The organism is Herbaspirillum huttiense, from assembly GCF_004367745.1.
Taxonomy (GTDB): Bacteria; Pseudomonadota; Gammaproteobacteria; order Burkholderiales; family Burkholderiaceae_D; genus Herbaspirillum; species Herbaspirillum huttiense.
The window spans coordinates 2198753-2217429 of sequence record NZ_CP037993.1 but is presented as its reverse complement, the minus strand read 5'-3'; the positions used below and the strand labels follow the sequence as shown (position 1 = coordinate 2217429).

The window sequence follows — 18677 nt, the reverse complement described above, 5'->3', positions numbered from 1 at the left end:
GCCCGCCTTTACGTCGGCACGCGCAGCAACGGGTCAGCCGAGTGAACGAACTCAGTGCAACTGGCGGTAGATTTCTTCGGCCAGCTGGCGCGAGATGCCTTCGACGGAAGCCAGGTCATCCACGCTGGCATCGACCACCCCGCGCAGCCCCCCGAAGCGCACCAGCAGGCGCTGGCGGCGCTTGGCACCGATACCCTCGATCTCTTCCAGGCGCGAGGTCTGACGTGCCTTGGCGCGCTTGGCGCGCATGCCGGTGATGGCGAAGCGGTGTGCTTCGTCGCGAATCTGGGCGATCAGCATCAGTGCAGCCGATTCCTTGCCCAGTTCCTTGGGCGCACGGCCATCGGCGAAGACCAGGGTTTCCAGGCCGACCTTGCGCCCTTCCCCTTTGGCTACGCCGACGATGAGGCTGATGTCCAGGCCCAGTTCGGTCAGCACCTGACGCGCCATCTCGACCTGGCCTTTGCCGCCGTCGATGAGGACGATATCCGGCATAACGCCTTCGCCATTGGCCACCTTCTCGTAGCGGCGCGTGAGTACCTGGCGCATGGCGGCGTAGTCATCGCCGGGCGTGATGTCGTTGATGTTGTAGCGGCGATATTCACCGTTCTGCATCGCATGGTGATGGAACACGACGCACGAGGCTTGCGTAGCTTCACCTTGCGTGTGGCTGATGTCGAAGCATTCGGCGCGCAGTTCGTCCAGATCTTCACGTTCCAGCTCCAGCACCTCAGCCAAGGCACGCGTGCGGGCCTGCTGCGAGCCTTGCTCGGACAGCAGGCGCGCCAGTGCGATCTCAGCCCCCTTGGCGGCCATTTCCAGCCACTGGCGGCGTTGCCCCTGCGGCTGGAAGGTCAGCGTGATGCGGTGGCCGCACTGCTCCATCAAGGCCATCATCAGCGCCGGATCATCGAACTCGGTACCCACGATGAGCGAGCCGGGAATGAACTTGTCGATGTAGTGCTGGGCAAGGAAGGCCTTGAGCACTTCAACCTCGATGCTCTCCTCGGCGGTCTCCATCGCATCATCCACGTGCGTGGGGAAATAGGCGCGATCCCCGAGATGGCGGCCGCCGCGCACCATCGCCAGATTCACGCAGGCACGTCCGCCCTGCACCGTCACGGCGATGATGTCGATGTCGGCATCGCTGACCGTCTCCATGCTCTGCTGGTGCAGGACGCTGGAGAGCGAACCGATCTGGTCGCGCACGGCAGCGGCCTGTTCGAACTTCAGGTCGGCGGCGAAGGCGTGCATCTTCTGCTCCAGCGCTTCCATCACTTCGCTCTGGCGGCCGCGCAGGAATTTGGAGGCATTCTCCACGTCGAGCGCGTAATCCTCGCGACTGACCAGGTTCACGCAGGGACCGCTGCAGCGGTGGATCTGGTGCAGCAGGCAAGGCCGCGTGCGGTTGGTGAAGACGGTGTCTTCGCAGGTGCGCAGCAGGAACACCTTCTGCAGGATCTGAATCGATTCCTTCACGGCCCCTGCATTGGGGAACGGGCCGAAATACTGGCTGCGCTTGTCCACCGCGCCGCGATAGTAGGCCATGCGCGGAAAGGCGTGGCCGGTGATCTTCAGGTAGGGATAGGACTTGTCGTCGCGAAAGAGGATGTTGAAGCGCGGACGCAGCGTCTTGATGAGATTGTTTTCCAGCAGCAGCGCTTCGGCCTCGCTGCGGGTGACCGTGGTTTCCAGACGCGCGATGCGCTCGACCATCATGGCGATGCGCGGGCTGGTCAGGGTCTTCTGGAAATAGCTGGAGACGCGCTTCTTGAGGTCGCGCGCCTTGCCCACGTAGAGCACGTTGTCTTCAGCGTCGAAGTAGCGATAGACACCCGGCAGGTGCGGCAGCCGGGCAACCGTCTCCAGCACGACTTCACGCGGGTCGGGGAGCGGGGGTACTGGAATTTCGGACATGAACGAAAGCGAAAGACTTACAGCGACTGCACCAGCGCGCGGGCAGCCAGGTAACGCGGATCGGTTTGCAGCGCATCCCAGGCCAGCGCCTCGCCACAGGGCAGCAAGGTCGCGCGGCGCGCGGCGGAGGCGGCGTCGGTGCCGCCCTTGAGACCGGCGAGAATGGCGTCGGCCTTGTCCGGCGAATTGCAGATCAGCGCCACATCGCAGCCTGCATCCAGTGCCGCCTGTGCCGCCTGCAGCGGACCACCGGCGACACTGGCACCGTGCATGCTGAGGTCATCACTGAAGATCACCCCCTGGAAACCGAAACGCTCGCGCAGCATCGACAGCCAGACCTTGGAGAAACCGGCTGGTTGCGCATCCACCTTGGGGTAGATGACGTGCGCCGGCATCACGGCGGCCAGGCTCATGCCCAGCCAGTCATAAGGGGTGGCATCGTCGCCGAGGATCTCGTCGAGGCCGCGCTCATCGACCGGAATGGCCACGTGAGAGTCGGCCGTGACGAAACCATGGCCGGGGAAATGCTTGCCGCAATTGGCCATGCCCGCCAGCGCCAGGCCGTGATTGAGGCTCTTGGCCATGAGCGTGACCACGCGCGGATCGCGATGGAAGGAACGATCGCCGATGACGCTGGAGACACCGTAATCGAGATCGAGCACGGGCGTAAACGACAGGTCGATGCCACAGGCGCGCAGTTCGGCGGCCAGCACGAAGCCGGTGGCCGTGGCCACCTTGGTGGCTTGCAGCACGTCGCGATCCCAGAGCTGGCCGAGCTGGCCCATGGCCGGCAGACGCGTAAAACCATCGGTGCGGAAACGCTGCACGCGGCCGCCTTCGTGGTCCACGGCGATCAGGATGCCGGGGCGCGCCTGGCGAATGGCATCGGTCAGCGCGACCAGCTGCGCACGGTTTTCATAGTTGCGGGCAAACAGGATGACCCCGCCCGTCAGCGGGTGCTGGAGGCGCGCGATATCGGCGGCGTCCAGCGTGGTGCCGACCACGTCCAGCATCACCGGACCGAGCGGCTTGACGGCTTGATTCATGACTTCTCCACGATGACAAAGGCGACGGCGTATTCCACTTCGTCGGTGACGGAAACCTGGGCGCTCAGCCCCTGCTCTTCCATCCATTCTTGCAAGGCGCCGCTGCAGACCACCACCGGCTTGCCGCTGGGCGCGTTCAATACCTGCATGGCACGCCAGGTCATGGGCATGCGCATGCCCATGCCGATGGCCTTGGAAAAGGCTTCCTTGGCGGCGAAGCGGGTGGCCAGGAAGCGCACGCCGCGCGCTTCCACCTTGGCTTTGCGGCGCAGGTATTTTTCCATTTCCTGCGGGCCCAGGATCTTGGCGGCGAAGCGGTCGCCGTGACGTCCCAGGGTCGCCTCCAGGCGCGAGATCTGGAGGATGTCGGTACCGATGCCGTAAATCATGCGGCGCGCCTCAAGCCTTGGCCTTCAGGGCGTCCAGGCGGGCCTTGACCATGATGGCCTTCATCTCGGAGACCGCATTGCGCCAGCCGGCAAAGACCGCATGGGCAACCACGGCGTGGCCGATGTTCAGCTCAGCGATCTCGGGAATGGCGGCGATGGCCTGGACGTTGGTGTAATGCAGCCCGTGGCCGGCATTGACCTTCAGGCCGAGCTTGACGCCAGCCTGCACGGCGATGCGGATGCGCTCCAGCTCTTCCTGCTGTTCACGCTCGCTGGTGGCATCGGCATAACGGCCGGTATGAAGCTCGATGACGGGGGCGCCCGATTCTGCGGCGGCCTGGATCTGCTCGACATCCGGATCAATGAACAAAGAGACGCGAATGCTCTCCTGCTGCAACTGGCGGATCGCCGCCTGCACGTCGGCAAAATGGCCGCGCACGTCCAGGCCGCCTTCGGTGGTGACTTCGGTACGCTTCTCCGGCACCAGGCAGGCATCCTGCGGCTGGATGCCACAGGCGAAATCGATCATTTCTTTGGTGACGGCGGCTTCCAGATTCATGCGCGTCTGCAGCAGCGGGCGGATGGCCTTGACGTCTTCATCGCGGATGTGGCGGCGGTCTTCACGCAGGTGCAGGGTGATGGCATCGGCACCGGCTTCCTCGGCTTCCAGCGCGGCGCGGATGGGATCGGGGTAACGAGTGCCGCGCGCATTGCGCAAGGTGGCGACGTGATCGATGTTGATGCCCAGGTCGATGACCGGGCCGGCAGGCTGCAGGAAACTCATGGTGTCAGGAAGCTTCGTTGGAATGATGTCGGGATGTGCTCAAGGCTGCACGTGAAGAACCGTGCAGCCAGTTCTGGATTGTAGCGGCTCGGAATCGCACGCGGGAACAGACGGGATCAAGTGGCAGCATGTTCTGGCCGGCGGCAAAGGAGCCGCCGCAGCATCACAGCTGCATCAGGTCGATCAGGATCTGACGCGTGTTCAGCTGCGCACCGCCCAGGTGATGCGACAGCAGGTAGCGCATCAGGAACTTGCTCTGCAATTGCGTGGTGGGGTCGCTGTAGTCTTCGCGTTCCATGTCCAGCAGCGTCTTGCCGGAGACCTTGGGTGCACGGTCGGAAATGCGTTCAGGACGCGTGCCCTGCTCCGGATCGACGACGTAGATGCCATCGGGCTGCACGGTCTTGCCGCTGGTCACGCAATGGCTCCAGTTGCCGGCCACGCCGGTTTGCTTCAACAGGATGCGTTCGAACTGGCGCAGCACGATGGGGGCGTTTTCGCCATGGGCCAGCTTGTTGAGGGTGGCCACGTAATGGTCGAACAGCGCCGGGTGCGCATCTTCGCGCGCCAGCAGCTTGACCAGCAATTCATTGAGGTAGAAACCGCACAGCAGTGCCGATTTTTCCAGCGGCAGCAGGCCGCCTACCCATTCGGCATCGGTCAGCGTGCGCACTTCGGACTTGCCGCTCCACGACAGCGAGAGCGGCTGGAAGGTCTGCAAGGCTCCACGCAGTTTGGAATGCGGACGCTTGGCCCCCTTGGCCACCAAGGCGATACGGCCGTGATCCCGGGAGAACACGTCGATGATCAGGCTGGTTTCCTTGTAGGGATAGCTGTGCAGCACGAAGCCCGGCTGCGCCAGGACCTTGTGCTCCTTCTCCGGCACCGCGCGGCTGCGCGCACGGGGCGCGGCCGGCTTGCGCGCCGGGGCCTTGGCCGGTGCCTGGGGCGCGACCGGCGCGGCCTGATCAGCTACCTGGCCGTCGAGCTGGGGTTCGTTGAGCATGGTGGTCATGGATATCCGTCCTGAATGCGTGAAGCCACGTCGTTGGGGCGCGGCGTAATGCCATGATTATGCAGGGATTGCGCGCAGCCCGCAGAAGGCCGCACGCGGGCTCACTCGTAGCCGTAGGCGCGCAGGCCGGCTTCGTTGTCGGCCCAGCCCGATTTGACCTTGACCCAGATCTCCAGGTAGACCGGACCACCGAAGAGGCGCTCCATGTCCAGGCGCGCCTGCGTGGAAATTTCCTTCAGGCGCGCGCCCTTCTGGCCGATCACCATGGCCTTGTGGGTGTCGCGTTCGACCAGGATGGCCGCGAAGATGCGGCGCAGGTTGCCTTCCTGCTCGAACTTCTCGATCAGGACCGTGCTGGTGTAGGGCAATTCTTCACCGACAAAGCGGAACACCTTCTCGCGCACGATTTCGGAGGCCAGGAATTTCTCGCTGCGGTCGGTGATGTCGTCTTCGTCGAACATCGGCGGATTCTGCGGCAGCAGCTTGCGCACTTCTTCCTGCAGGCGATCGAGCTGGAAGCGCTGCTTGGCCGAGACCGGCACCACGGCGGCGAAATCATGGTGCGAAGCCACTTCGCGGGCGAAGGGCATGAGCGTGGTCTTGTCCTTGTTGCGGTCGGCCTTGTTCAACACCAGGATGCAGGGCACGTTGGCCGGCAGGAGATCGAGCACCTGCTTGTCGGCCGGGCCGAAGGTACCGGCTTCGATCACGAACAGGATCACGTCCGACGCCGTCAGGGTGTTGGTGACGGTGCGGTTCAGGGTCTTGTTGAGGGCATTGCTGTGACGCGTCTGGAAGCCCGGCGTGTCGACGTAGACATACTGGGTGTTCTCGATGGTCTGGATGCCGGTGATGCGGTGGCGCGTGGTCTGGGCCTTGCGCGAAGTGATGCTGACCTTGGCGCCGACCAGCACGTTCATGAGGGTCGACTTGCCAACGTTGGGACGACCGACGATGGCGATGTAGCCGCAACGGTAATCGCTCTCGGGGGTCTGTGCCGACGCGTCGTCGGCCATGGGGGAATCTGTCATGCTGTTCTGGATTGCGAGGCGGATGAAGCCGCCGAAATGGGTTCTGCTGCGGCCGTTTCAGTGCGGTCGCCGGTGGTCTTGCCTTCGTTGCGCGCCGCAACCGGCGCGCCCTTCTGTTCCTTGGGTTCCTTCAGCTCCTTGGCTGGCTTGGCAGGCTTGCTGCCATTGGCCGTTGAGGCGTCGGGACGATTGCCCTTGCCCGCATCGTGCTCGGGGGCGTCCGGCTGGATGGTGGCGATGCCGGCCAGTTTCAGCTGGGTGGTGCGGGCACGCGGCTTGCGGCCGGCAGACGGGGTCTTGGCCAGTGCCAGCTGCACCGCTTCCAGGGCCAACTTGGCGGCGGCCTGCTCGCCGGCGCGGCGGCTGCCGCCGGTGCCGAAGACCTGGATGTCCAGCTTGGGCACCAGGCATTCGATCTCGAATTCCTGACTGTGGGCCGCACCATGGGTGGCGATGACGTTGTACTGCGGCAGCGGGATCTTCTTGCCCTGCAAAAACTCCTGCAGCAAGGTCTTGGCATCCTTGCCCAGGGTCTTGGGATCGACGTGTTCCAGTACCGGGACATAGAGCGAGCGAATCACCGCACGCGCTGCCTCGAAACCGGAATCGAGGAAGATCGCGCCAAAGAGCGCCTCCAGCGTATCGGCCAGGATCGAGGGACGGCGGAAGCCGCCGGATTTGAGTTCGCCTTCACCCAGGCGCAGGAACTGTGAGAGCTCCAGCCGCTGGGCGATTTCATACAGGGATTGCTGCTTGACCAGGTTGGCGCGCAGGCGCGAGAGGTCGCCTTCGTCGATCTTGTCGTAGCGTTCGAAGAGCAGCGAGGCCACCACGCAGTTCAGCACCGAATCGCCGAGGAATTCCAGCCGCTCGTTATGCAAGGCGCTATGGCTACGGTGGGTCAAGGCCTGCTGCAGGAGCGAAGCATCCTTGAATGGGTGGCCTAGCCGTTGTTGCAAGAGTTGAGGATCCATTTTTTCATCCGTCATTCAGTCTGCCGCCCCGATACGCGCAGTGGCGCGTGGATCGGGGATTACCAGCCTGACCAGTCAGCGGGATCGGTTCAAAGCAAAGCTGAAAACTGCTCCGGGTCTGCCTCCACAATGCAAAGTTGCCAATTGGAAACTGCAGAAACTGCGCAAGCTGCTGGACCAGGATGCGGCGCGCTCTTAGTGGAAGCTGCCGATCCGCTTGATATCGCCCAGGTTCATCCAGACAAAGAAGGCCTTGCCAACGATGTTCTGGTCCGGCACGAAGCCCCAGTAGCGACTGTCGAGGCTGTTGTCCCGGTTGTCGCCCATCATGAAATATTCACCCGGCGGCACCGTGCAGGCGAAACCTTCGGCGTTGTAGGTGCACAGCTCATGATGCGGGAAGGCATCGGGATTGGGCACGAAGTTGGGAGCACGCTCATCAGTGAGAATCTTGTGCTCCACGCCGGTCAGGTTTTCCTGCCATTGCTTATAGTACGTCAGATTTTCGTCATCCAGATAATCCGGCAGCGCTTTGTAAGAAATTTGTTCACCATTAACCGTTAAGCGCTTGTTTTTATAGACTATTTTATCACCAGGCACGCCCACCACGCGCTTGATGTAGTCCACCGACATGTCCTTCGGGTACTTGAAGACCATGACGTCGCCGCGCTGCGGCTGGTTCACTTCGATGATCTTCTTGTTGATGATGGGCAGGCGGATACCGTAGGTGAATTTGTTCACCAGGATCAGGTCGCCCACCAGCAGCGTCGGCACCATCGAGCTGGACGGAATCTTGAACGGCTCATACAGGAATGAGCGCAGGCAGAACACCAGTGCGATCACCGGGAAGAAGCTGCCGGAATATTCGATCCAGGCCGGCTGCTTCAGGTGGCGCGCCTGCAGGTCGGCACGGGCGGTGGCGACGGTACCGTCACGCTTGACGCCTTGCGCCTGGTCGCGCGCGACAGCGGCGTCGAACTCGGCCAGGGCGGCGTCGGCGCGGGCGCGGCGCTGCTTGGAGAGGAAGAAGGTGTCGGCGAACCAGATCACGCCGGTCACCAGCATCAGCACGAACAGAATGAGTGCGAAGTTGCCCAACAAAGCCTGCATGTTATTTATCGTCCACTTGTAAGATTGCCAGGAATGCTTCCTGCGGAATTTCGACCGAGCCCACCTGCTTCATGCGCTTCTTGCCGGCCTTCTGCTTTTCGAGCAGCTTGCGCTTGCGCGAGATGTCGCCGCCGTAGCACTTGGCCAGCACGTTCTTGCGCATGGCCTTGACGTTTTCACGCGAAATGATGGTGGCACCGATAGCCGCCTGGATCGCCACGTCGAACATCTGGCGCGGGATCAGTTCGCGCATCTTGGCCGCCACCTGGCGACCGCGGATCTGGGCTGCGGCACGGTGCACGATGATGGCCAGCGCATCGACCTTTTCGCTGTTGATCAGCATGTCGACCTTGACCACGTCTGCCGCACGGTATTCCTTGAACTCGTAGTCCATGGAGGCATAGCCGCGCGAGGTGGACTTGAGGCGATCGAAGAAGTCCAGCACGATTTCGGCCATCGGCATTTCATAGGTCAGCTGCACCTGCTTGCCGTGATAGCTCATGTTCATCTGGATGCCGCGCTTCTGCGTGCACAGGGTGATGACCGAGCCTACGTATTCCTGCGGCATGTACAGGTTGACGGTGACGATGGGTTCACGGATTTCCTCGATCTTGGAGACTTCCGGCATCTTCGACGGGTTGTCCACCATCAGCATGGTGCCGTCGCGCTGCTGCACTTCGTACACCACCGTCGGCGCGGTGGTGATGAGGTCCATGTCGAACTCGCGCTCCAGGCGTTCCTGCACGATTTCCATGTGCAGCAGGCCCAGGAAGCCGCAGCGGAAGCCGAAGCCCAGCGCCTGCGAAACTTCCGGCTCGTACATCAGGGCGGCGTCATTGAGCTTCAATTTTTCCAGCGAGTCGCGCAGGGCGTCGTACTGGTTGGCTTCCACCGGGAACAGGCCCGCAAACACCTGCGGCTGCACTTCCTTGAAGCCAGGCAGCGGCGCGGGTGCCGGCTTGCCGGCCAGGGTGATGGTGTCACCCACGCGCGCGGACTTCAGTTCCTTGATGCCGGCGATGACGAAACCGACCTGCCCTGCCGTCAGGGAGTCGCGCGATTGCGACTTGGGCGTGAACACGCCAATGCTTTCGGTCAGGTACTGGGTCTCGGTGGCCATCAGCAGGATCTTGTCCTTGGGACGCAAGGTGCCATTGACGATGCGCACCAGCATGACCACGCCGACGTAGTTGTCGAACCAGGAATCAATGATCAGCGCCTGCAGCGGTGCATCCGGGTCACCCTTGGGGGCCGGCACCTTGGCCACGATGGCTTCGAGTACGTCTTCCACGCCCAGGCCGGTCTTGGCCGAGCAGGGAGTGGCGTCGGAGGCGTCGATGCCGATCACGTCTTCGATCTCGCTCTTGGCGTTGTCCGGATCAGCGGAGGGCAGGTCGATCTTGTTCAAGACCGGCACCACTTCCACGCCCAGGTCCAGGGCGGTGTAGCAGTTGGCCACCGTCTGCGCTTCCACGCCTTGGGAGGCGTCGACCACCAGCAGCGCGCCTTCGCAGGCCGACAGAGAGCGCGAGACTTCATAGCTGAAGTCGACGTGCCCCGGGGTGTCAATCAGGTTGAGGTTGTAGATCTGGCCATCCTTGGCCTTGTAGGCCAGGGCTGCGGTCTGGGCCTTGATGGTGATGCCGCGCTCGCGCTCGATATCCATCGAATCCAGCACCTGGGCTTCCATCTCGCGGTTGGACAAGCCCCCGCACAACTGGATGATGCGGTCGGCGAGCGTAGACTTGCCGTGATCGATGTGGGCGATGATCGAGAAATTACGGATATTGTTCATTAACAGACTGGAAACGATGAAAAAAGGCGCTCTGTAGCGGGCTTTGCCCAGCCGAGCGCCTTTGCAACAGCTTATTCGACCCGGCATTTTACCGGAATTCACAGGGACAAGCCCGACTTTCCGGTGCCAGGCCGTGCAGCCGGACTTGGCTGCGACAACACAACTTATTTCATTTCAGCAACAAATGCCTGCAGGCGCGCCTTGTCCAGATGGTAATGGCACAACTCCTGCCACTGACCATTACTGCCCTGCCCCATCAGCACCGGCACCAGCTCATCGTAACGCGCCACCAGCGCCTCATCGGCATCCACATCGACCATCTCGATCACGGCCGGGATCTCGCCCAGTGCCTGGCGCAAGGCGTCACGCAGGTCTTCGCACAGGTGGCAGTAGCTGCGCGAATAGATGATGAAGTGCAAGGCTTGCCCTGCGGCTGAGGGCGAAGAAGGGGTGGTCATAGGCTCATATGAAAGTTTCTTCCCTCAGCCCGACGCGAACCAAGGAAAAAGGCTGCGGCCCCAAGGAGCCGCAGCCTTCATGCTGAAGTATCAGGCAATTTTACGGAAAAATGGCCCGGCTTCAGTTGCCGCCGTTCGGACGCAGCGGCACGAACTGCGAAGAGTCACCACGGCGCACCAGCACCGCAGCCCGCTTCTTGGCATCGAGCTTGGCCACCAGCTGGCCGAACTGCTTGCTGTCGTTGACATCGACCTCGTTGAGGCGCTGGATCACGTCGCCCGGACGGATGCCGGCGGCGGCAGCGGCACCGCTGACGTTTTCCACCAGCACGCCGTTGTCGACCTTCAGCTCCTTCTTCTGCGCATCACTCAGGTCGCTCACCACCAGGCCCAGGGAGTTGGGGGTGTTGTCGGGCTTGGCCTTCTTTTCCTCGGCCTGCTTGGGCTTGTCGGCTTCCAGCTCGACCACTGTCACGCTGACGTCGCGGGCGCTGCCCTTGCGCCAGATATTGACGGTGGCCTTGGCTCCCGGCTTGGTGGCACCGACCATGCGCGGCAGGTCGCTCGGTCGCTCGATGGCTGCACCGTTGTATTTCAGGATGATGTCACCCGCCTCCAGGCCCGCCTTGTCAGCCGGGCCACCGGCTTCCACGCGTTGCACCAGCGCGCCTTGCGCGCGGGCCAGGCCCAGCGATTCGGCCACATCCTTGGTCACTTCACCGATCTGCACGCCGATACGGCCGCGCGTGACGCGTCCGCTGGCCTTGAGCTGGTCGGCTACTCGCAGCGCCTCATCGATGGGTACCGCGAAGGAGATCCCCATGAAGCCGCCGGAGCGGCTGTAAATCTGCGAATTGATGCCGACCACTTCACCCTTGAGGTTGATCAGCGGACCACCCGAGTTGCCCGGGTTGACCGCCACGTCGGTCTGGATCAGCGGCAGATAGTCGCCAGTGTCACGCGCCTTGGCCGAGACGATGCCGGCGGTCACGGTATTTTCCAGGCCGAAGGGCGAGCCGATGGCCAGCACCCACTCACCGACACGGATCTTGTCGGAGTCGCCCATGTTCAGGCGCGGCAGGTTGCTGCCATCGATCTTGAGCACTGCCACGTCGGTGCGGGTATCCGAACCCACGATCCTGGCCTTGAATTCACGTTTGTCGGTCAGGGTCACGTAGACCTCGCTGGCCCCATCCACCACGTGCGCATTGGTCATGATGAAACCATCGGCCGAGATGATGAAGCCCGAGCCCACGCCACGCGGCACTTCTTCCTGCTGGCCCTGGCCACCCTGCTTGCCATTGCCGCGCGGGGTACCCGGCTGCTGCTGACGCGGGATGGGAATACCGAAGAAGCGGCGGAAGAATTCCTGCATTTCCGGATCATCCATGCCGCCACCCTGCCCCTGGGCATTCTGGCGTACGCGCTCGGTAGTACGAATATTCACCACCGCCGGACCGGTGCGCTCGACGATGTCAGCGAAGTCAGGCAGGGCCGCCACCGTGGGCGAAGCCACGGGAGGCGCGGCCTGCACGGCCGGTGCTGCAGCAAAGACGGACGCGGCCAGCAAGGCGCCGGCAAGAGTGTTCTTCATGGGAGTCATTGCAACGGTCTCTTTTATTTGGATTTCAGTTCAATGGAATTGGCTACCTGACGGATTGCAGCGGCGGGCACTTCTCCAACGACGGTCAGCCAGTAATCGCCCTGGCGTCGGCCCAGGATGTTCATGGCACCCTGTTGTATCGTACCCTCTTCCCGGCCCTGGTTGCCCGGCTCGATGAAGACCGAAATGGCCGCCAGCCCGTCTGAAAACACGATCTGCGAGACTTCGCGCTCAGCCGGACGGTTCTGTGCCGGTGCCGCACCCGCTTCACCACTATCGGAAATCACGCGCCGCACCTGCTGGATCTTCCGGAAACCCGGCGGCGGCGTGATTTGCCAGGCCGACAGGTCGGCCGGCACCAGGGCCGCCTTCTCGACGCGCCAACCGCGCGTGTCCTTGTAAGTGGGGTTGACCCGGGCACGATCAATCCCCCCGATGTCGATCTGGGTAAAGGCGATCTGTTCGATCACCTCGCCGCGGCCATCCAGCGTCTGCGCGCGCAAGAGCAGGCCGGTGGCCTGATCGGCACAGAAACGGTAGCCGTAGCGCAGCTTGTCGCGCGGTGCCAGCACGATGGCCTGGCAGCTGCGGCCGGCCACACGTTCATCGCCATCGGACTGCAGCCGGTAGAAGCGCGCCAGATCCTCCGGGCGCGCATCGACGATGGCCGGGAAGGTGTCGCGCGTGACCCGTTTTTCCCGGCGCACGATGCGCTGGTCGGGGTCATAGCTGGCCACATCCTCGTTGTCGCGCACGAATTCACGCGGCTTGCCATCGAGGAGCTCCAGCTTTTCCAGCTCGCTCTTGCCGGCTACCACATGGGTGACCCGCGAGCTGCGCATCTGCGCCGCCTGCTGGTAGACGAAACTGCCTGAGTAATTGAGACGCTGGGCGGCAGCTTGCATTTTTTGCAATTGCGCCAGCAATGCGGAAGAAGTGGTGGCTTCACTGGCCGCAGTTGTAGAAACGCCATCCGCCGCTTGAGCGGATGGCGTCAAGGAGAACCCTAACAACGTGGCCAGCAAGCACAGTACGCCGTACAGACGCCCCGTCAGATGCATCTTACTTGTCTGCGTCCGAGGAGAAAGCTGCGGAACGGGCGTATTGCGCCGAACTGTAGGAAGGCGAGAAGCGCTGGTGAGCGAACAGATAGTCGTCGATGCGCGGATCGCGCTTGACTTCACCCTGCTGGGCCAGCGAGCTCAGTTGATTCACGTTCTGCGGATTGCCGTTGGTGTCAGCCACGGTAGCAATGGCCGAAGGCACATTGACCGGAGCCGACGCCACCTGGGCCACCGGTGCAGCCACTTTGGCGTCCGCCGTCACCACCGCTTGCTGCGGCATGGCCACGAACACGGCAGCCACGGCAGCAGCAGCCGCTGCGGCGCTAGGCATCAGGAAACGCACCAGGCGGCCTGGACGGCTCGCGCGATGGTCGCCATTGGCAGCCGCCACAGCTTGCACCACCGGAGCGGCCGCGGCTGCCTTGACCGGCTCGGCCACTGCGGCCTGCGGGGCAACGATGGTCGGTTCGGCATCGAGCAGCGCGCTCATCTTGGCCGAGAAGCCGGCACTCAGGGAGACATCCATCTCCTCCGAACGCAGCACCTCGCCGATGCGATGGTAATCCTCCCAAGCGTCCTGGGCGTCCTTGGAAGAACGCAGGGCCGCGAAGGCAAGGGTCATTTCTTCAGTGCTCAGCTCACCATCGGCGAGGGCTGAGATCTGTTCTTTGGTCGTTACTTTGGTATCCATGTGCAGTCACCCGGCAAATATCTTAGTTCCATACCCGCTTTATTATTTTCTTTTTAACAACAGGCTTGTGGCCTCATTACCAGCGCTTGTCCGCTGCCGTATCCAGCAATGGACGCAGCTTCTCGGCAATAGCTTCCCGGGCGCGGAAAATGCGGCTGCGCACGGTGCCGATCGGACAATTCATCGCATCTGCAATCTCGTCGTAGCTCAACCCCTCGATCTCGCGCAACGTGATGGCAGTACGTAATTCTTCCGGCAATGCCTCCATCGCCACATTGACCGTCTGAGCAATCTGCTTGGTGGCCAACATCGACTCTGGAGTGTTGATGTCCCTCAGATGGTCTGCATCGTCAAAAGTTTCAGCTTCTTCTGCATCTGCTTCTGTCGAAGTTGGCGCTCTGCGCCCCATGGTGACCAAATAGTTCTTGGCAGTGTTGATGCCGATGCGGTAAAGCCAGGTATAGAAGGCCGAATCGCCGCGGAATTGCGGCAGCGCGCGATAAGCCTTGATGAAGGCTTCCTGCACCACGTCTTCGGCTTCGGCCTGGTCACGCACCAGGCGTGACACCAGGCGCATCAGCTTGCGTTGATACTTGACTACCAATAGCTCGAACGCCTTCTTGTCGCCACGCTGGACGCGCTCAACAAGCTGTTGGTCTATTTCGCGTTCTGTCGTCAAACCGGATTCCTTGTTTTTTATGGCCGTGTTGTTTTATCGTCATTGCCTTTGGCAGATGCTTCCAGCTCGGCAATTTTCAAGCCCGACGGCCTCATTTTTCCAGCAGTCTTGCCTTGGCCGTATTGTGACTGATCAGCCAGCGGCACGCCACGGAAAGTGCACGGAATGTATCTTCAGAGACGGAATCCGTGAGGATGGGGATGGTACGTATCTTGCCGTTTTCCAGCCGCAGGCGCAGGAACAGCATGCCCGGCCAGATGGTGCTGCCGGCCAGCAGCTGGGCCAGTCCGGCCTTCATCACCTGCGGCTTGGCGCGCGCCGAGGGCAGCAAGTGTTCCACCACGCGGATCTGCCCGGTGCCGGAAATGTGCAACCAAATGACTTTGCGATCACGCAACACCAGCACCAGGGCCAGTGCGGCAGCGAGGATGCAGGCCATGGCCAGCGCGATGCGCGCCACCCAGGACAGCGAACCCGGCATCCCGAACGCCAGCACCACACCCGTCAGGGCCACGCACAGGCAAGCGAAAGCCGTCACCAGCAGCAACAAGCGGGAAGGTTTGATATCTGCGGAAACGGCGATCGACATGAGATACCCGGAAGCAAGGCGCACCCGCAACAACGGGCAGCATAAAAACGACAAACCCGGCTTCGGTAAGGAAGCCGGGTCTTGCATTTTACATCTTGCCGATGACCAGGGTACCGTTGGTGCCGCCGAACCCGAAGGAGTTCTTGACGGCAATATCGATCTTCATATCCCGCGCCTGGTTGGCGCAGTAATCCAGATCGCACTCCGGATCCTGGTTGAAGATGTTCATCGTCGGCGGCGACACCTGATTGTGCACTGCCAGCACGGTCAACACCGTTTCCAGGCCACCGGCACCACCCAGAAGGTGACCGGTCATGGATTTGGTCGAATTGACAACCATCTTGTAAGCATGGTCGCCGAATGCGGCCTTGATCGCGTCGGATTCGTTCTTGTCGCCCAGGGGGGTCGACGTACCGTGCGCGTTCAGGTACTGCACTTCATCCGGATTGACGCCCGCATCGCGCAGTGCATTGAGCACGCAGCGGCGCGGACCATCCAGGTTGGGCGCAGTCATGTGGTAGGCATCGCCACTCATGCCGAAGCCGAGCAGTTCTGCATAGATCTTGGCGCCACGGGCCTTGGCGTGTTCGTACTCTTCGAGCACCATCACGCCGGCACCCTCGCCCAGCACGAAGCCGTCGCGATCCTTGTCCCAAGGGCGGGACGCAGTCGCGGGATCGTCGTTGCGGGTCGACAGTGCGCGCGCCGAAGCGAAGCCACCGATACCCAGCGGCGAAACGCTGGATTCAGCGCCGCCGGCCACCATCACATCCGCATCGCCGTACATGATCATGCGTGCGGCAGAGCCGATGCAATGCAGGCCGGTGGTGCAGGCGGTGACGATCGCCAGGTTGGGGCCCTTCAGACCGAACTTGATGGACAAGTTGCCCGAGATCATGTTGATGATCGAGGCCGGAATGAAGAAGGGGCTGATGCGGCGCGGACCACGGTTGGTCAGTTCGGCGTGGGTTTCTTCGATCAGCGGCAAGCCGCCGATGCCCGAACCGATCATGACGCCAATGCGCTCGGCATTCTCATCCGTAACCGTCAATCCACTGTCCTGGATGGCCTGGATACCGGCGGCCATGCCGAAGTGGATGAAGGTATCCATATGACGCGCTTCCTTGGCGGGGATGTAATCCTCGATATTGAAGCCCTTGACTTCACCGGCGAAGTGCGTGGTGAAGGGGGTTGCGTCGAACTTGGTGACGGTAGCGATGCCGGACTTGCCTTCCTTGATGGCACTCCACGTATCGGCGACGTTGTTGCCGACAGGCGAGATGCATCCCAGGCCGGTAATGACTACACGACGTTCACGAGTGCGGCTCAAGCAATTCTCCTGAAACTTTGACCAAAGCCCTTATCAGGCCTTGACTTGCGACTTTGCGTAGTCGATCGCCTGTTGCACGGTGGTGATCTTTTCAGCTTGTTCGTCGGGGATTTCCATTTCGAACTCATCTTCCAGTGCCATGACCAGCTCGACGGTGTCCAGCGAGTCGGCGCCCAGGTCGTCCACGAACGACGATTCGTTCTTGATGTCGGCTTCGGCGACGCCCAGTTGCTCAGCGACGATCTTCTTCACGCGTTGTTCGATATCGGACATAGTGTTCCTCCAGAGGGATGATAGGTTACAAAAGTGCGCGCATTTTAGCAGGTTTGCGCGCGGAAAATTTACTTTTAACTATTCCTGGCAAGATTGTGCCAAGTCCAGCTTAACTGCAAACAAAAGTCGTCAAAAGGACTTGAATCAAGCCCCCAAGACTTACTTAACCCATGTACATGCCGCCATTGACATTGAGCGTCGTGCCGGTGATGTAGGCCGCTTGCGGCGAGGCCAGGAAGGCCACCGCATAGGCGATCTCCTCAGCCGCACCCAGGCGTCCCAGCGGAATCTGCTGCAGGATGGCGGCGGACTGCTGCTCGTTCAGCGCCTTGGTCATGTCGGTATCGATGAAGCCGGGCGCCACGCAATTGACGGTGATGTTGCGGCTGCCGATCTCACGCGCCAGCGCGCGGCTCATGCCGGCCACGCCGGCCTTGGCAGCGGCATAGTTCATCTGGCCGGGATTGCCGGCCTCGCCCACCACCGAGGTGATGTTGATGATGCGGCCGCTACGGGCCTTCATCATGCCACGCAGCACGGCGCGCGAAAGGCGGCCGACGGCGGTCAGGTTGGTGGCGATCACGCTGTCCCACTCCTCGTCCTTCATGCGCATGGCCAGTTGGTCCTGGGTGATGCCGGCATTGTTGACCAGGATGGAGAGCGCACCGAATTCCTTCTGCACCTGCTCCACCAGCGCCACGCTGGCTTCGGCATCATTGACATTGAGCACCGCACCACGGCCGGCTTCCGGACCCAGCGCTGCCAGGTATTCGGTGATGGCGGCAGCGCCCGACTCCGAGGTCGCCGTACCGACCACCTTGGCACCCTGGCGGGCCAGTTCGGTGGCGATGGCACGGCCGATGCCGCGCGAAGCGCCGGTCACCAGGGCGACCTGGCCTTGCAGATTCAATGCACTCATTTCAGCAACTCCAATACTTTGTTCAGGGACTCCTGGTCGACGATGGCCTCACCCACCAGGTCACCATTGATGCGCTTGGTCAGGCCGGTCAGCACCTTGCCCGGACCGCATTCGATCAGGTGCGTGACGCCGTCGTCGCCCATCTTCTGCACCGTCTCGACCCAGCGTACCGGCGCAGCCGCCTGGCGCACCAGGGCATCCTTGATGGCAGCCGGATCGTTGACCACGGCCACATCGACGTTGTTGATCAGCGGGATCTGCGGCGCGGCGAAGGCGACGTTGGCCAGATAGGCTTGCAGGCGGTCCGAAGCCGGCTTGAGCAGCGAGGAGTGGAACGGCGCCGACACCGGCAGCGGCAGCGCGCGCTTGGCACCCTTGGCCTTGGCGATGTCACAGGCACGGCCGACAGCGGCCTTGTGGCCGGCGATCACGACTTGTGCGGGGGCATTGAAGTTGACAGCCTCGACCACTTCACCTTGCGCCGCTTCGGCGCAGGCAGCACGCACGTCTTCATCAGACAGACCGAGAATGGCGGCCATACCACCCTGCCCGACCGGCACCGCTTCCTGCATGGCTTGCGCGCGGAAGCGCACCAGCGGTACCGCATCCTTGAAGGCGATCACGCCGGCGGCGACCAGTGCCGAATATTCGCCCAGGCTGTGGCCGGCGACGAGCGCCGGTGCCTTGCCGCCTGCAGCCAGCCAGGCGCGATAGAAGGCCACGGCAGCCGTCAGCATGACGGGCTGGGTGTTGGTGGTCAGGTCCAGGTCTTCCTTGGGACCTTCAGCGATGAGCTTGCCCAGGTCGAACTGCAGGGCATCGGAAGCTTCTGCGACGGTCTGGCGGACGACTTCATTGTCGGCGAAACCATTGAGCATCCCGATGGCCTGCGAACCCTGGCCCGGGAAGACGAAAGCGAATGTTGTCATGCTTGGAGGTAGATAATTTGGATGAAAATGCAGGAAATCGAAGAGATCAGTGAACGAAAGGACTGCCGCAGCGGCCCCCTG

At 62.2% G+C, this 18677-nt stretch carries 19 protein-coding genes; all 19 read right to left on the bottom strand.

Annotation, left to right across the window (positions count from 1 at the left end):
• Positions 1 to 51: 51 nt before the first annotated feature.
• The 19 genes from uvrC to fabD all read right to left on the bottom strand — a co-directional run bounded on the left by uvrC (position 52) and on the right by fabD (position 18596).
• Entirely contained in the window at positions 52 to 1917 is a 1866-nt protein-coding gene (uvrC, locus tag E2K99_RS09895; RefSeq protein ID WP_134222102.1) for an excinuclease ABC subunit UvrC, read from the bottom strand.
• A 17-nt stretch (positions 1918 to 1934) separates the two neighbouring features.
• Positions 1935 to 2963, bottom strand: a complete 1029-nt coding sequence (gene nagZ / locus E2K99_RS09890) for a beta-N-acetylhexosaminidase (protein WP_134222101.1) — start codon at positions 2961 to 2963, stop codon at positions 1935 to 1937.
• On the bottom strand, positions 2960 to 3352 hold the full coding sequence (gene acpS, locus E2K99_RS09885) for a holo-ACP synthase (protein WP_088753669.1): 393 nt from the start codon (positions 3350 to 3352) through the stop codon (positions 2960 to 2962). The genes nagZ and acpS overlap by 4 nt, the downstream gene beginning before the upstream one ends.
• 10 nt (positions 3353 to 3362) lie before the next feature.
• On the bottom strand, positions 3363 to 4136 hold the full coding sequence (gene pdxJ, locus E2K99_RS09880) for a pyridoxine 5'-phosphate synthase (protein ID WP_134222100.1): 774 nt from the start codon (positions 4134 to 4136) through the stop codon (positions 3363 to 3365).
• Positions 4137 to 4299: 163 nt separating this feature from the next.
• A complete protein-coding gene (recO, locus tag E2K99_RS09875; RefSeq protein WP_134222099.1) occupies positions 4300 to 5151 on the bottom strand; it encodes a DNA repair protein RecO in 852 nt (283 codons plus the stop codon).
• 101 nt (positions 5152 to 5252) lie between these two features.
• A complete protein-coding gene (gene era / locus E2K99_RS09870; RefSeq protein ID WP_088753666.1) occupies positions 5253 to 6182 on the bottom strand; it encodes a GTPase Era in 930 nt (309 codons plus the stop codon).
• Positions 6179 to 7156: a ribonuclease III gene (gene rnc / locus E2K99_RS09865; protein ID WP_134222098.1), complete on the bottom strand. Its 978-nt coding sequence runs from the start codon at positions 7154 to 7156 to the stop codon at positions 6179 to 6181. Before rnc ends, era begins: the two co-directional genes overlap by 4 nt.
• Positions 7157 to 7351: 195 nt before the next feature.
• Complete coding sequence (gene lepB, locus E2K99_RS09860) at positions 7352 to 8266, bottom strand: signal peptidase I (RefSeq protein ID WP_121039550.1); 915 nt, start codon at positions 8264 to 8266, stop codon at positions 7352 to 7354.
• A 1-nt stretch (position 8267) separates the two neighbouring features.
• A complete protein-coding gene (gene lepA / locus E2K99_RS09855; RefSeq protein ID WP_121039547.1) occupies positions 8268 to 10061 on the bottom strand; it encodes a translation elongation factor 4 in 1794 nt (597 codons plus the stop codon).
• Between the two features lie 164 nt (positions 10062 to 10225).
• Positions 10226 to 10519, bottom strand: a complete 294-nt coding sequence (locus tag E2K99_RS09850) for a glutaredoxin family protein (RefSeq protein WP_134222097.1) — start codon at positions 10517 to 10519, stop codon at positions 10226 to 10228.
• 121 nt (positions 10520 to 10640) lie between these two features.
• Positions 10641 to 12122, bottom strand: a complete 1482-nt coding sequence (locus tag E2K99_RS09845) for a DegQ family serine endoprotease (protein WP_134222096.1) — start codon at positions 12120 to 12122, stop codon at positions 10641 to 10643.
• A gap of 14 nt (positions 12123 to 12136) precedes the next feature.
• On the bottom strand, positions 12137 to 13183 hold the full coding sequence (locus E2K99_RS09840; protein WP_134222095.1) for a MucB/RseB C-terminal domain-containing protein: 1047 nt from the start codon (positions 13181 to 13183) through the stop codon (positions 12137 to 12139).
• Between the two features lies 1 nt (position 13184).
• On the bottom strand, positions 13185 to 13877 hold the full coding sequence (locus tag E2K99_RS09835; RefSeq protein ID WP_121039535.1) for a sigma-E factor negative regulatory protein: 693 nt from the start codon (positions 13875 to 13877) through the stop codon (positions 13185 to 13187).
• A 76-nt stretch (positions 13878 to 13953) separates the two neighbouring features.
• A complete protein-coding gene (gene rpoE, locus E2K99_RS09830) occupies positions 13954 to 14556 on the bottom strand; it encodes an RNA polymerase sigma factor RpoE (protein WP_006463502.1) in 603 nt (200 codons plus the stop codon).
• A 91-nt stretch (positions 14557 to 14647) separates the two neighbouring features.
• A complete protein-coding gene (locus E2K99_RS09825) occupies positions 14648 to 15145 on the bottom strand; it encodes a protein YgfX (RefSeq protein WP_039786390.1) in 498 nt (165 codons plus the stop codon).
• An 88-nt stretch (positions 15146 to 15233) separates the two neighbouring features.
• The gene (fabF, locus tag E2K99_RS09820) at positions 15234 to 16475 is read right to left on the bottom strand and encodes a beta-ketoacyl-ACP synthase II (RefSeq protein ID WP_039786392.1); all 1242 of its coding nucleotides are present in this window, start codon (positions 16473 to 16475) and stop codon (positions 15234 to 15236) included.
• Between the two features lie 33 nt (positions 16476 to 16508).
• Positions 16509 to 16748: an acyl carrier protein gene (acpP, locus tag E2K99_RS09815; protein ID WP_006463505.1), complete on the bottom strand. Its 240-nt coding sequence runs from the start codon at positions 16746 to 16748 to the stop codon at positions 16509 to 16511.
• A gap of 163 nt (positions 16749 to 16911) precedes the next feature.
• Positions 16912 to 17667, bottom strand: a complete 756-nt coding sequence (gene fabG, locus E2K99_RS09810) for a 3-oxoacyl-ACP reductase FabG (protein WP_134222094.1) — start codon at positions 17665 to 17667, stop codon at positions 16912 to 16914.
• A complete protein-coding gene (gene fabD / locus E2K99_RS09805) occupies positions 17664 to 18596 on the bottom strand; it encodes an ACP S-malonyltransferase (protein ID WP_134222093.1) in 933 nt (310 codons plus the stop codon). Before fabD ends, fabG begins: the two co-directional genes overlap by 4 nt.
• Positions 18597 to 18677: the final 81 nt, after the last annotated feature.

Coding starts and splice junctions, on each gene's coding strand:
- uvrC (WP_134222102.1), bottom strand. CDS start 1,917: ATGTCCGAAATTCCAGTACCCCCGCTCCCCGACCCGCGTGAAGTCGTG.
- nagZ (WP_134222101.1), bottom strand. CDS start 2,963: ATGAATCAAGCCGTCAAGCCGCTCGGTCCGGTGATGCTGGACGTGGTC.
- acpS (WP_088753669.1), bottom strand. CDS start 3,352: ATGATTTACGGCATCGGTACCGACATCCTCCAGATCTCGCGCCTGGAG.
- pdxJ (WP_134222100.1), bottom strand. CDS start 4,136: ATGAGTTTCCTGCAGCCTGCCGGCCCGGTCATCGACCTGGGCATCAAC.
- recO (WP_134222099.1), bottom strand. CDS start 5,151: ATGACCACCATGCTCAACGAACCCCAGCTCGACGGCCAGGTAGCTGAT.
- era (WP_088753666.1), bottom strand. CDS start 6,182: ATGACAGATTCCCCCATGGCCGACGACGCGTCGGCACAGACCCCCGAG.
- rnc (WP_134222098.1), bottom strand. CDS start 7,156: ATGGATCCTCAACTCTTGCAACAACGGCTAGGCCACCCATTCAAGGAT.
- lepB (WP_121039550.1), bottom strand. CDS start 8,266: ATGCAGGCTTTGTTGGGCAACTTCGCACTCATTCTGTTCGTGCTGATG.
- lepA (WP_121039547.1), bottom strand. CDS start 10,061: ATGAACAATATCCGTAATTTCTCGATCATCGCCCACATCGATCACGGC.
- E2K99_RS09850 (WP_134222097.1), bottom strand. CDS start 10,519: ATGACCACCCCTTCTTCGCCCTCAGCCGCAGGGCAAGCCTTGCACTTC.
- E2K99_RS09845 (WP_134222096.1), bottom strand. CDS start 12,122: ATGACTCCCATGAAGAACACTCTTGCCGGCGCCTTGCTGGCCGCGTCC.
- E2K99_RS09840 (WP_134222095.1), bottom strand. CDS start 13,183: ATGCATCTGACGGGGCGTCTGTACGGCGTACTGTGCTTGCTGGCCACG.
- E2K99_RS09835 (WP_121039535.1), bottom strand. CDS start 13,877: ATGGATACCAAAGTAACGACCAAAGAACAGATCTCAGCCCTCGCCGAT.
- E2K99_RS09825 (WP_039786390.1), bottom strand. CDS start 15,145: ATGTCGATCGCCGTTTCCGCAGATATCAAACCTTCCCGCTTGTTGCTG.
- acpP (WP_006463505.1), bottom strand. CDS start 16,748: ATGTCCGATATCGAACAACGCGTGAAGAAGATCGTCGCTGAGCAACTG.
- fabG (WP_134222094.1), bottom strand. CDS start 17,667: ATGAGTGCATTGAATCTGCAAGGCCAGGTCGCCCTGGTGACCGGCGCT.
- fabD (WP_134222093.1), bottom strand. CDS start 18,596: ATGACAACATTCGCTTTCGTCTTCCCGGGCCAGGGTTCGCAGGCCATC.